Source organism: Gillisia lutea (assembly GCF_021568705.1).
Taxonomy (GTDB): domain Bacteria; phylum Bacteroidota; class Bacteroidia; order Flavobacteriales; family Flavobacteriaceae; genus Gillisia; species Gillisia lutea.
The window spans coordinates 458,679-471,844 of record NZ_JAKGTH010000006.1 but is presented as its reverse complement, the minus strand read 5'-3'; the positions used below and the strand labels follow the sequence as shown (position 1 = coordinate 471,844).

Below are 13,166 nucleotides of genomic sequence, written 5' to 3'. Positions count from 1 at the left end.
ACCGCATGCGGCAACTCCCCTTAAAATTAAAGAAAAGCTTAGAGAAAAGAAAGGAGAATAACTCTTTCCGTTCATTATCTTTTTCCGATGAGTCTATAGATTTTTACTCTAACGATTATTTGGGTTTTTCCAGATCTACAGAAATTGCTTCTGCAGCAAGAGAACTAGTAGTTAAAAATGAATTCTTTCAGAATGGAGCTACAGGCTCAAGGCTTATTTCAGGAAATCATCAGCTCTTTGAAGATGCTGAAAAATTTATAGCTCGTTTTCATAATTCAGAAACAGCACTTATCTTCAATTCGGGATACGATGCTAATCTGGGCTTCTTTTCAAGTGTTCCCCAGCGAGGAGATATTGTTTTTTATGACGAACTTTCTCATGCCTCTATAAGGGATGGCATCTCATTAGGGAAAGCCCATTCTTATAAATTCAAACATAACGATCTCGGAGATTTAGAGAATAAGATCCTTCTTCAGCTAGATAAAGAGACTTCCGCACATATTTATATTGTTACCGAATCTATATTTTCTATGGATGGAGATATCCCTAATCTTCCTGGTTTGGTAAAATTGTCGGAAAAATATTCCTGCTATTTGATTATAGATGAGGCTCATGCTCTTGGTGTTTATGGTGAAAAAGGGGAAGGCCTTGTGCAGGAATTAAGACTGGAAAACAGGATTTTTGCCAGAATTATGACTTTTGGAAAAGGCTTGGGGTGCCATGGTGCTGCAGTTTTAGGTAGCCAGGATCTTCAAGACTATCTTATAAACTTTTCTAGAAGCTTTATTTATAGTACAGGTTTACCGCCGCATGATGTGGCAATTATTTATGCAGCCTATCATTATCTTCAGGAATCTTCTGGAGACTTTATTGAAAGTCCGTTAAAGCAATTAAAAAGGAACATAGGTTTTTTCAAAAAAGAGATCTCTCATTATAACTTGCAGACGTACTTCATAGCTAGTAACTCGGCTATCCATTCCTGTGTGATCCCTGGGAATGTAAAAGTGAAAGGAATTGCAGAAAAACTTAAAAGTGAAGGTTTTAATGTGAAACCCATTCTATCGCCTACCGTTGCATTGGGAGAAGAACGGCTTAGATTTTGCTTACATAATTTTAATACTGAAACAGAAATAACAAGTTTAATTAAGCTTTTGGCAAGATCGTTATTATGAAAGAAACTTTTGAAACCGTAGCGGTTTTCACATATTCCTCGGAAGCTCAAATCTTCAAAGGCCGACTGGAATCGGAAGGAATTGAGGTCTTCATGGCCGATCAACATACAATTAATACCGACCCTCTGGTGAGCAACGCTATTGGGGGAGTTAAATTAAAAGTACGCTCTGAAGATTTTGAAAGAGCTAAAAATATTTTAAAATTCGCAGATAAATATTCGGTCACCGATCAAGGTGTAGCCATTCATTGTCCTAAATGTGATAGTGAGAAAGTGGTATTTGCCAGTGAGATTAGGGGTATAAAATCACTTATCTCTTTTTTGATAGGCCTGGTGTTTGGAGTATTACCATTTTATGTAAAATACTCTTATCGATGTGAGAACTGCGGAGAAAAATTTAATATAAATGAGTAAAACATATTTTGTAACAGGCATAGGGACAGAGGTTGGAAAAACCATAGTGTCAGCTATTCTTACCGAAGCTCTAGAAGCCGATTACTGGAAACCAATTCAAGCAGGTGATCTTGATAAGAGTGATTCTCATAAGGTCGAGGCCCTAGTCTCAAATGCTACGACCGTATTTCATTCAAATAGTTTTGCATTGCAAACTCCTATGAGTCCGCATGCAGCTGCAGAGATAGATGGAGTAAAAATGACTTCCAAAAATATTAAACGCCCGGAAACCTCGAACACTTTGGTAATTGAAGGTGCAGGTGGGCTGTTGGTTCCTATAAATTCCAAAGAAACTATAGCCGATCTTATGGCTCCCGAGGATGAAATTATGGTGGTTTCCCGACATTACCTTGGAAGCATCAACCATAGTTTACTTACTCTAGAAGCTCTAAAGAGTAGAGACTTAAAAGTCGCCGGAATTATTTTCAATGGCGAAGAAAATAAAACGTCAGAAAAAGCAATTGTAGAGATAAGCGGGATTCCTGCTTTAGGCAGAATTGAAGAAGAGCCTTATTTCGATAAAAATGTAGTGAAAGAATATGCCGAAATTTTCAGATCGGTATTAAAAAAATAATTGATGCAGGATTCAGCGCAGGAAAATTCAGTAAAAAGTGAGAGCCTTTCTCTAAGAGATCAAAAACATTTATGGCATCCACTTACCCAGCATAAACTTTATCCCGAAATGTTGGCCATTGTTAAGGCGAAAGGGGCTGTTTTATATGGAGAGAACGGAAATGAATATGTAGATGGCATTTCTTCCTGGTATACTTGTATGTATGGGCATTGTAATGCAACAATTACTTCTAAAGTGGCCGCTCAAATGGAAGTGTTGGATCAAGTGGTGTTTAGCGGGTTTACCCATAGGCCGGCCGTGGAATTGTCGGAAGCTTTAATGAGCATTCTTCCCGAAAATCAGCAAAAGCTGTTTTTTAGTGATAATGGCTCCACGGCTACTGAGATTGGTATTAAAATGGCTTTGCAATATCATCATAATCTTGGGAATGACAGGAACGTAATGCTTGCTTTTGAAGAAGGTTTTCATGGAGATACTTTTGGGGCCATGTCAGTTTCAGGATTATCAGTTTATAATGGTGCTTTTGAAGATCATTTTATAAAAGTGGTACGAATACCTGTGCCTACTTTCTCTAATTTAAAAGAAATACGCGAAAAGTTGAAAGAGCTTATTTCAGAGTATAAAATTGCAGGATTTATTTACGAACCTTTGGTGCAAGGAGCTGCCGCCATGAAAATGCACGATGCTCATGGCTTGAATGAGATCCTGAAAATTTGTAAGGAAAATGAGATACTCACCATTGCCGATGAGGTCATGACGGGGTTCGGGAAAACGGGTAAATATTTTGCTTCCGATTATTTAGAAACAAAACCAGATATTATTTGCATGTCTAAGGCGCTTACCGCCGGGTTGTTGCCTATGGCGGTGACTTCGTGCTCTCAGCGGGTGTATGATGCTTTTTATGCCGATGAGATCTCTAAAGGTCTTTTTCATGGGCACACCTACACCGCCAACCCTTTATCTTGTACAGCAGCATTAGCGGGGATAGAATTATTGAAGTCTGATGAAATGCAGGAGAATATTAGAAGAATATCTAAGAGCCATGCTAATTTTCACAAACGAATTAAAACTCATCCAAAAGTGACCAATGCCCGACAATTAGGAGTGATCTATGCTTTTGATTTGAATGTAAAAATGGAACGCTATGGCAATCTTAGAAATCAACTATTCAGTCATTTTATGGAAAATGGAGTTTTTCTAAGGCCTTTAGGAAGTACCATCTATATTTTAGCGCCATATATTACTTCTAATAAGGAGTTACAAAAGATCTATCAAAGCATAGAATCTGCGCTGGAAAAATTTTAATTGACATCAAATTATTTTGAAAAAGCAATTCCATAATTTATTACTTTAGGTAGTAAATTATGGAATTTTATGATTCATCCAGATACGGAAATCAGATTTATAAGCGATGAGATAGGCTACGGGGTAGTGGCCACAAAATTCATCCCTAAAGGAAGTATTACCTGGGTACAGGAAGAATTAGACCAGGTATATACACCTGTTCAGGTTTCGGAAATGAAGCCACTTTCCCAACAAATGATAGATAAATATTCATTTAGGAATAACAAGGGAAACTTTGTGCTATGCTGGGATATTGCTAAATATGTGAATCATAGTTTTAGATCTAATTGCCTGTCAACAGCTTACGACTTTGAGATAGCGGTGAGAGATATTTATCCAGGGGAAGAACTCACCGATGATTATGGATATTTAAATGTTTCCGAAGCCTTCAAAGCTATAGATGAAGGAACAGAAAGAACGACCGTGTTTCCGGATGACCTTCTAAATTTTCATAAAGAATGGGACCTGCAGCTGGAAGATGCATTTGTGCAAATTGAAAAAGTAGCACAGCCTTTAAAAGAATTATTGCCTTTTGAAATGCTGGAAAAATTAAGAGCTATTTTAGCAGGAAGGCAGGAAATGGATTCAATACTTAATCTTTATTATCAGGAATAAATAGAAAGGAGAGAATTTGTTAAACCTCATAATTGCTTATAGAACTTGATTTCATAATTTTAAGAGTTTAAATTTAAATAAAGCTGCCCTAGGACTTATTTTTGCTGAAAAATCTACTACTTGAAAACTCCGGTTTATATTACATCCCTTACCACAATTTCCTCTTTGGGGAGTACCTCGGAAGAGATATGGGAAAATTATAAGGATACTAAGCACTTCATAGAAAAACGCGATTTTCAGGGAATAGAAGCGTTTGCAGCATTTCTTCCGAATAAAGTAAAAGAAGCGATTGCAGAACTTCGAGCTTCTAATTTGCAGTTCAAAAATCTGGATGAATCGGTGTTGTTTGCTGTATATGCGTCTAGGAAGGCGATTAAGGATGCAGGCTGGAAAAAAGGGGATGATATTGGGGTGAATATTGGAAGCTCCCGAGGAGCTACTCAGCTTTTTGAAAAATATCATCAGCTTTTTTTGGAAACTAAGAAAGCGGAAATATTAGCATCTCCTACTACCACATTGGGTAATATCTCGTCTTGGGTAGCTCAGGATATTCAATCTGCTGGTCCCGACATCTCACACAGTGTGACCTGTTCTACGGGTTTGCATGCTGTTTTAAATGGGGTGGCATGGCTGCAATCAGGGCTTGCAGATAAGTTTATGGTAGGCGGGAGTGAAGCTGCTCTAACGCCTTTTACCATTTCTCAGATGAAGGCTATGAAAATATACGCTTCGGAAGATCTCGAATATCCATGCCAGGCTTTGCAAATGGGAAAAACACGAAATTCTATGGTTTTAGGGGAAGCGGCGGGAGTAGCATGCCTTGAAAACACTTCAGAAAATGCACTAGCTAAGATAACGGGAATTGGATATGCTACAGAAAAATTGACACATTCGGTGTCCATTTCAGCTGAAGGCGATTGTTTTCAGAATTCGATGAAAATGGCTATTGGTAATTTTGGGGTAAATGAAATTGACGCTGTAGTAATGCATGCCCCGGGAACTATAAAAGGCGATCAGGCCGAACTAAATGCCATTAGGTCCATTTTTGGAGAAGAGTTGCCGGCAATAACAACTAACAAATGGAAACTGGGGCATACCTTTGGTGCCTCGGGAATCTTGAGCATGGAGCTGGCTGTTTTAATGTTACAACATCAGGAATTTATTCCGGTTCCTTTTTCTAATTTAAGCAAGGTACCAAAAAGATTAAATAATATACTGGTGAATGCCGTTGGCTTTGGTGGGAATGCGGTAAGCATTCTAATAAGTAAAATATAAATTTATAATTTCTTGCCTGAATAGGCCGGGGAGATAAAACTTTTAATACGAAACAACTAAGAAAGCTTAGTTTTAGTTATTTTTGAATTCAAATCAATTTTCATGGCTATTAAACACGATTGGACAAAAGAAGAGATTCTAGAGATATATAATAAACCTTTTATGGAGTTGCTTTATGAAGCAGCTACCATACACAGGTTGCACCACGATCCAAATACCGTACAGGTTTCCACGTTGCTATCTATAAAAACTGGTGGTTGTCCGGAAGATTGCGGGTATTGCCCACAGGCAGCCAGATATCATACCGATATTGAAGGGAATGACTTAATGAGCGTTAATCAGGTAAAAGCTCAGGCACTTCGCGCGAAAGCTTCGGGAAGTTCCAGAGTGTGCATGGGGGCGGCCTGGAGAAATGTGAAGGACGGTGCTGAATTTGATTCGGTATTAGAAATGGTAAGAACCATCAATAAGCTGGATATGGAAGTATGCTGTACACTAGGTATGATCACAGAAAATCAGGCGCAGCGTTTGGCTGAGGCAGGATTGTATGCGTATAATCATAACTTAGACTCTTCCGAAGAATATTATAAAGAAGTAATTTCCACACGAGGGTATCAGGATAGACTAGATACTATTGGGAATGTGCGTAAAACCAATGTTACCGTTTGTAGTGGTGGTATTATTGGAATGGGAGAAACTATAGAAGACCGTGCGGGGATGTTGGTTGCTTTGGCAACTTTAAATCCGCAACCCGAATCTGTACCTATCAATGCCTTAGTTCCGGTAGAAGGGACTCCTTTGGAGGAACAAGCACCTGTGTCTATTTGGGATATGGTACGTATGGTTGCTACTACACGAATAGTTATGCCAGAAACTCAGGTAAGACTTTCAGCAGGAAGAACTCAAATGAGTAGAGAAGGACAGGCTATGTGTTTCTTTGCTGGAGCAAATTCCATTTTTGCAGGAGATAAATTGCTTACCACTCCTAATCCGGATGTTAGTGAAGATATGGAGATGTTTAAGGCTTTGGGCTTGAATCCTCAAAAACCATTTGTGAAAAAAGCGCAACCTGAAACTGTAGCTGCAGAAGATTCTAAATTTCAGAATCTTGGTGAAAAACCAAAATGGACAAGACCGGGACATACTATTGAAAGAAATTTAGAAGCTCAAAATAAGCAAAAAGCGAAAATTTAAATTTTGTCGTGAAGCTGGACTTAACATCCATACCTCGGGTGAGGGGAATTTCAAAAGAAACCTTTTTAAGGGAGTATTTTATTCCGCAGCAACCCGTTGTAATTGAAGATTTAAGTGAAGACTGGGGTGCGACCAGGAAATGGGATCTTGAATATTTTCGACAAAAAGCGGGAAATTTAATAGTCCCTCTGTATGATGGAAAACCCGCAAAAGGCAATCAGAAAAGTCATGCGCCTGCACAACGGGTAAAAATGACAGATTATATAGACATTCTCAAATCTGAACCAACAGATTTGAGAATGTTCTTTTTCAATTTACTTCAAAATTGCCCCGAATTGGTAAAGGATTTTAAGTATCCCGATTTGGGAGTGAAATTCTTTAAACGCCTTCCGGTACTGTTTGTTGGCGGACAAGGCGGAAAGGTGGTAATGCATTATGACATGGATCTTGCCGATAACTTTCATTTCAATTTTGCAGGAGAGAAGAAAGTGATTCTGTATCCGCCAGATCAAACCAAATACTTGTATAAGGTGCCCTATTCTATTGTGAGTATGGAAATCATCGATATGAGTGCTCCAGATTTTAATAAATATCCGGCGTTAGCCAAAGCAAAAGGTTTTGAAACAAGCTTGAAGCATGGAGATACACTTTTTATCCCCAGTAAATGGTGGCATTATATAACATATGAAAGTCCGTGTTTATCTTTAACACTACGATCTTTACCCCGATCGCCCGGGAAAATATTGGAAGTGTTAAGGAGTTTGATAATTACAAGGAATTACGATAATTTCATGCGCCAAATTAAAGGGCAAAAGTGGATAGATTATAAAAATAAACGTGCGATAGAAAAAACGCACAAAATTGCAGGTATTGAATGATGAAAGAACGATTGCAGTTAACCCAGATCCCTCGAGAAAAGACGATCTCTAAGGCAGATTTTATTAAGAAGTATGTACAACCGCAAAAGCCGGTAGTAATAGAGCATCTAATAGAAGACTGGCCGGCCTATAATAAGTGGTCGTTAGATTATATAAAGGAAGTTGCCGGTGAGAAAACGGTGCCTTTATATGATGATAGGCCAATTACTTCTGAATTTAAATTTAATGAACCACATCTTAAAATGAAGATGTCGGAGTACATCGATTTGCTGAAATCCAAACCTACTAATTATCGCATATTTCTTTATCATCTTTTAAAGGAAGTGCCTAAGCTACAGGAAGATTTCAAATTTCCTGATATGGGTTTGCGATTTTTGAAGCAGCTGCCCATGTTGTTCTTTGGAGGAGCAAATTCAAAAGTGTTCATGCATTACGATATCGATTATGCCAATATCCTTCATTTTCATTTTCATGGGAAAAAGCAATGTATCTTATATCCGCCCTCAGAAAGTAAATTCTTGTACAAAGTTCCCCATGCGTTAATCTCTAGAGAGGATATTGACTTCACAAACCCGGATTTCGAAAAATTCCCTGCCTTAAAAATGGCTCAGGGTTATATAACCGAACTAAATCACGGAGAGACATTGTATATGCCGGAAGGTTACTGGCATCAGATGACATATCTTACAGCTGGATTTAGCATGAGTTTACGTGCTACCTCCAGGAATCTTACTAACTTATCTAAGGCTGTTTATAATCTTGGATTTATGAGGTATTTTGATAATACCATGAGAAAATGGAAAGGGCAGGGATGGATAGATCATAAAAATGAACAAGCCATTTATAGAACACATAAAAAGAACAATATCAAGTTATAAGAGTATTGCTTACTTCGTACACGAGGTTAGATTCGTATCCTTTTTGAAGTAAAAATGCGATGAGCTTGTTCTTTTTCTTATTCTTGTCCTTCTCTTTAATTAGAGCAAGCTTTTTTTCGGCAAGATATTGAAGGCAGCTATAGTATTCTATCTCGTCAATTTCAGTAAGCGCTATTTTAATTAAGGGAGTAGAGATCTGGCGTAATTTTAGTTCTTGTTTTATTTTATTTCTTCCCCATCTTTTAATTCTGAATTTCCCTCTTGCAAAACTTCTGGCAAAGCGTTCTTCATTTAAGAAATTCTCTTGCATAAGTTTTATAATGATTTGCTCGCAAGCAGCTGGAATCATTCGCATTTCCCTGAGTTTATCTTCCACTTCCTTTTGAGATCTATCTCGATAAGCACAGTATTGAGCTAGTTTAAGAGTAGCTTCTTTAACAGTGTAAGATTTTTGGTTAGCTTTAGAATTCATCATCACAAAGGTAAAAATACAATGGTAAAAAAACGCTTTCTAATGACTGAAAGCTGAGTTCGATTAAAAAATTGTGGGTAGAGATTAGGTTAGCTATTATTTATGCAGATTATTTATTTTAGTGGTTCACCTTGAATTTCCTGTATATTTGAAAATGACTCGATATTTTTTCCTTTTTGGATTATTATTTTCCTTCAATCTATGTGTTGGGCAATTGGGTTTTTGTGAAGGAAGTAAGGGAGACCCTATATTTCAGGAAGATTTTGGATCTGGAACAGGATATGGCCCGGCTCTAGATCCTGAAATTACCAGCTATACTTATGTCACGCAAGATCCGCAAGACGGGCAATATACCATTTCGAATCAGTTAGGTCAACAAATTCTTTCATGGCACTCGTATTTACCGACTTATACACTTTCTAATGGTAGGGCGCTTATTGTAAATGCCGATTATACTTCAGGGCAGTTTTTTAAAACATCCATTTCCGGGCTTTGCGAAAATACTTCCTATGAATTTTCAGCCTATCTTATAAATATTTACGATCCAACCAGCACTGCCTGTTTAAATAGGGAAATTCCTATAAATGTACGCTTTGAGATTTGGGATGAAACCGATACTCAGCTATTAAAAGAAGGAAGCACCGGAGTTATTTCGTCTTCTGCTTCGCCTAAATGGGAGCAATATGCTTTGACTTTTAAAAGTGAATCGGGACAGGATAAGGTTATACTTAAAATGTTTAACAACGGGGAAGGCGGTTGCGGAAATGATCTGGCTATAGATGATATTATCTTTCGTTCCTGTGGAGATCTTACAACGATCTCTTCACCTGAAACAAATGATACCGAATTTGTAGTATGTGAAGAGGAAACACCTGTTGCCACAATCCTGACTGCTACCCCTGATTTTTCTGTTTATAACACTCATGTTTTTCAATGGCAGGAAAGTGTGAATTCAGAAATATGGAGTGACATTCCTGGTGAGACTGGGAGCATATATAATACACCTCAGTTAACTTCTTCTAAATACTATAGAGTTAAGGTTGCTGAAGATCAGGTCAACTTAAATAATAACCTGTGTAGTTCGGCCTCAGAGGCTTTTTATATTCATGTCATCAAAACCCCTGATCCTCCCTTAAGTTTGGGGGATGTAAGTAGTTGTAGTAATGAACCCATTCCTGTGTTATCAGTTGAAATTGGAGAAGGAGAAACGGCGAGTTGGTATGACAAGCCAGCAGGTGGGAATTTGCTAAGAGGTGGGTCTACTACTTTTCAACCTGATATTTCCGGTGTTTATTATGTAGAAGCCGCAAATCTTCTTTACAATTGTCCGGCAAGTACACGAACAGCTATAGAATTTACTATTAATGAAAGTCCGCAGGTTGAAGATGAATACCTTCAACTATGTCCAAATTCATCCCTGATGTTAAATGCTGAGGTTTCAGGTTTTAATTATCAATGGTCTACAGGCGAAACTTCTCAAAGTATAACTATCAATGAGGCGGGGGATTATAGGGTTACAATCACTTCGAATCAGGGCTGTAGTGCGATCAAAAAATTCACTATTTCCCCCATAGATGATGCAGAAATAGAAAGTATTGCTTCTGAGGGAGATTCTGTTATTATAAACCCGGCAAACTCGGGAACATTTGAATATTCTATAGATGGTATTAACTATCAGCTCTCAAGTGTATTTAATGAGGTGCCAAGTGGTGTTTATACCGGCTATATGCGCGATATGAGTGGTTGTAAAACAGTTTATAAGGAATTCCCGCATATTGTGGCGTCTAAATTTATTACTCCCAATGGTGATGGTTATAATGACGTTTTTCGCTTGAATGGGGTGTCTTATTTTCCAGCTTCAGAAATTAGGGTTTTTGACAGGTATGGAAAGCTATTAAAGTCTGGTAGTGGAGAAGGCTTTTTCTGGGATGGCACTTTGAAAGGGAAAAATCTGCCGGGTGGAGATTACTGGTATCATATTTTAATTGAAGAATATGGAGTTCTAAAAGGGCATTTCAGTCTAAAGAGATAATTACGCTGCCTTGAATTATAAGTATAAAAAAACGCCTCTCAAATTAATGAAAGGCGTTAGTTTTAAGAATAATAAGTTTATTCTAATACTTCCCCGTTTTTATCGTGAAAGTGGTATTCCATGTACGTGTAAGCGTCTCTTGGTAAAATTTTTACCCAGCGTTTATGGTCAAAGAACCATTGTGAACGGGGTGATGGAAAGCCTCTTGTTAAGAAGGCTGCAATAAATGGGTGCGTGCTTAAGGTGATCTTTTTATGATTCTTTTTGATCAGCCTTTCCAGGTCGGTTTTAATCTTATCTATCACGATGATTGGAGCCTCAATTTCTCCGGTACCGTTGGGATTTTCTTCCCGTGTTTTGATATTCGTTTCCGGCCGTACGCGTTGTCTGGTTATTTGTATCAATCCAAATTTACTTGGAGGTAATATTTTGTGTTTAGCTTTATCATCGCTCATTTCTTCCCGTAAATGGTCAAAAAGGGCTTTTCTGTTTTCAGCTTTATTCATGTCGATAAAATCTACTACGATGATTCCTCCCATGTCACGTAAACGCAACTGACGGGCGATTTCTGAAGCACTGATTAAATTAACTTCTAAGGCTGTTTCTTCCTGATTTTTTGCTTTATTGGACCTGTTACCGCTGTTGACGTCTATGACGTGCATGGCTTCTGTGTGCTCTATAATAAGATAGGCACCTTTGCTCATCGATACAGTCCTTCCGAAGGATGTTTTTATCTGTCTTTCGATACCAAATTTTTCAAAAATTGGAACATTGGATTGATGCAATTTTACAATTGATTCTTTATTGGGCGCTATTTCTGCCACAATATCTTTAATTTGTGCATAAAGCGTCTCATCATCTACACAAATGGAAGTGAACGAATCATTAAAAACATCTCTCAAAATAGAGGATGCTCTGTTTAATTCTCCTAATACCTTTGATGGATGTGGAGCTTTATATAATTTTTTACACATGGTTGTCCAGCGACCTAATAAATTCTGGAGGTCTCTGTCTAACTCTGCTACTTTTCTGCCTTCTGCTACGGTACGTACAATAACACCAAATCCTTTTGGTTTAATGCTTTTTACCAGTCTTTTAAGACGGTCTTTTTCTTCTTTGCTTTCAATTTTTTGTGAAACTGAAACTCTATTAGAAAAAGGCACTAAAACAATATACCTGCCCGGAAGAGAAAGCTCTGAGCTTATTCTTGGGCCTTTGGTGGATATTGGTTCTTTCATCACTTGTACCAATAGCGACTGATTTGATTTTAAGACTTCAGAAATACTTCCGTCTTTATCAATATCTTTTTCAAAAGTAAAATTCTGTAAAGAATAATCTTTTAACTTACCTGTGCTTACACGTTTTACGAACTTCAGCAAAGAAGAAATTTGAGGTCCGAGATCATGATAGTGTAAAAAACCATCTTTTGTGTAGCCAACATTCACGAATGCGGCATTTAATCCCGGGACAGCTTTTCTTATTTTAGCGATAAAAATATCACCAACGGCAAAATTACTGTCGTCTTCTTCTTTGTGTAATTCAACTAGTTTTCCATCTTTAATTAAGGCAAAATCTACAGCAGAGGAACTGGATCTGATAATCAACTCTTTGTCCACTCTTTTAGATTTTTATCTATGCTGCCTAAGCAGGCACAGATGGATTAAACAATAAATTTTCACAGGATTTTCAATCCTGAAGAAATCTGGATATTACAATTTTTATAATACCGATTTCATTTTCAAAGAACGTCTTTTACTAAAAAAAAGTAGTGGGAGCACTACTTTTTCTTATGGCGGTTAGCTCTACTTCTTTTCTTACGCTTGTGAGTAGCTACCTTATGTCTTTTTCTTTTTTTACCACTTGGCATAGTGTTACATTTTAAAATTAATAATTCTATCTCTTACTCCTTGTTAAGGAAGTGTTTTACTTAACCTCTACGTTACTTTTAACACCGTCAACAAATACCCTTGCAGGCTTAAATGCCGGAATGTTGTGAGCTGGGATTTTAATAGTAGTGTTTTTTGAAATGTTTCTTCCAGTTTTCTCGGCTCTTGTTTTAATAACAAAGCTTCCAAAACCTCTTAAATATACATTATCTCCACTCTCTAAAGAAGTTTTAACTTCTTCCATAAATGTTTCAACAGTAGCTTGAACATCACCTTTTTCCATTCCTAATTTCTCTGAAATTTTGGCTACGATATCTGCTTTCGTCATTTTCGTACTATTTAATATTATAATTGGGGTTCTTAATTTTCAAGGGGGCAAATATAAGAATTAAAT

Annotated in this window: 13 protein-coding genes; 10 read left to right on the top strand and 3 right to left on the bottom strand. The window is 37.5% G+C overall.

The window, feature by feature from the left end; genetic code table 11:
• The first annotated feature begins 5 nt into the window (after window positions 1–5).
• From L1I30_RS02165 to L1I30_RS02125, 9 genes are all read left to right on the top strand, one after another.
• On the top strand, window positions 6–1,172 hold the full coding sequence (locus L1I30_RS02165; RefSeq protein WP_236132606.1) for an aminotransferase class I/II-fold pyridoxal phosphate-dependent enzyme: 1,167 nt from the start codon (window positions 6–8) through the stop codon (window positions 1,170–1,172).
• On the top strand, window positions 1,169–1,585 hold the full coding sequence (locus tag L1I30_RS02160) for a putative signal transducing protein (RefSeq protein WP_236132605.1): 417 nt from the start codon (window positions 1,169–1,171) through the stop codon (window positions 1,583–1,585). Before L1I30_RS02165 ends, L1I30_RS02160 begins: the two co-directional genes overlap by 4 nt.
• Complete coding sequence (gene bioD, locus L1I30_RS02155) at window positions 1,578–2,198, top strand: dethiobiotin synthase (RefSeq protein WP_236132604.1); 621 nt, start codon at window positions 1,578–1,580, stop codon at window positions 2,196–2,198. The genes L1I30_RS02160 and bioD overlap by 8 nt, the downstream gene beginning before the upstream one ends.
• Window positions 2,199–2,201: 3 nt before the next feature.
• On the top strand, window positions 2,202–3,503 hold the full coding sequence (gene bioA / locus L1I30_RS02150) for an adenosylmethionine--8-amino-7-oxononanoate transaminase (RefSeq protein ID WP_236132603.1): 1,302 nt from the start codon (window positions 2,202–2,204) through the stop codon (window positions 3,501–3,503).
• Between the two features lie 69 nt (window positions 3,504–3,572).
• Complete coding sequence (locus L1I30_RS02145; protein WP_236132602.1) at window positions 3,573–4,157, top strand: SET domain-containing protein; 585 nt, start codon at window positions 3,573–3,575, stop codon at window positions 4,155–4,157.
• Between the two features lie 120 nt (window positions 4,158–4,277).
• Entirely contained in the window at window positions 4,278–5,432 is a 1,155-nt protein-coding gene (locus tag L1I30_RS02140; RefSeq protein WP_236132601.1) for a beta-ketoacyl synthase N-terminal-like domain-containing protein, read from the top strand.
• A gap of 102 nt (window positions 5,433–5,534) precedes the next feature.
• The gene (bioB, locus tag L1I30_RS02135) at window positions 5,535–6,626 is read left to right on the top strand and encodes a biotin synthase BioB (protein ID WP_236132600.1); all 1,092 of its coding nucleotides are present in this window, start codon (window positions 5,535–5,537) and stop codon (window positions 6,624–6,626) included.
• Window positions 6,627–6,634: 8 nt separating this feature from the next.
• Window positions 6,635–7,504, top strand: coding sequence for a cupin-like domain-containing protein (locus L1I30_RS02130; RefSeq protein WP_236132599.1), 870 nt, complete (start codon window positions 6,635–6,637; stop codon window positions 7,502–7,504).
• Window positions 7,501–8,382 carry a cupin-like domain-containing protein gene (locus L1I30_RS02125; protein ID WP_236132598.1) on the top strand — a complete coding sequence of 294 codons (882 nt, stop codon included), beginning with the start codon at window positions 7,501–7,503 and terminating at the stop codon, window positions 8,380–8,382. Before L1I30_RS02130 ends, L1I30_RS02125 begins: the two co-directional genes overlap by 4 nt.
• On the opposite strand, the gene L1I30_RS02120 is transcribed toward L1I30_RS02125, so the two are convergent.
• On the bottom strand, window positions 8,372–8,854 hold the full coding sequence (locus L1I30_RS02120; RefSeq protein ID WP_236133044.1) for a regulatory protein RecX: 483 nt from the start codon (window positions 8,852–8,854) through the stop codon (window positions 8,372–8,374). The genes L1I30_RS02125 and L1I30_RS02120 overlap by 11 nt on opposite strands.
• A 154-nt stretch (window positions 8,855–9,008) precedes the next feature.
• Here L1I30_RS02120 and L1I30_RS02115 point away from each other — a divergent pair, with 154 nt between their 5' ends.
• On the top strand, window positions 9,009–10,886 hold the full coding sequence (locus tag L1I30_RS02115) for a T9SS type B sorting domain-containing protein (protein ID WP_236132597.1): 1,878 nt from the start codon (window positions 9,009–9,011) through the stop codon (window positions 10,884–10,886).
• Window positions 10,887–10,963: 77 nt separating this feature from the next.
• Here the strand turns inward: L1I30_RS02115 and L1I30_RS02110 are convergent, their stop codons facing one another.
• Both L1I30_RS02110 and L1I30_RS02105 read right to left on the bottom strand, forming a co-directional pair.
• Window positions 10,964–12,502, bottom strand: a complete 1,539-nt coding sequence (locus L1I30_RS02110) for an Rne/Rng family ribonuclease (protein ID WP_236132596.1) — start codon at window positions 12,500–12,502, stop codon at window positions 10,964–10,966.
• 307 nt (window positions 12,503–12,809) lie between these two features.
• Window positions 12,810–13,118 carry an HU family DNA-binding protein gene (locus L1I30_RS02105; protein ID WP_308444046.1) on the bottom strand — a complete coding sequence of 103 codons (309 nt, stop codon included), beginning with the start codon at window positions 13,116–13,118 and terminating at the stop codon, window positions 12,810–12,812.
• Window positions 13,119–13,166: the final 48 nt, after the last annotated feature.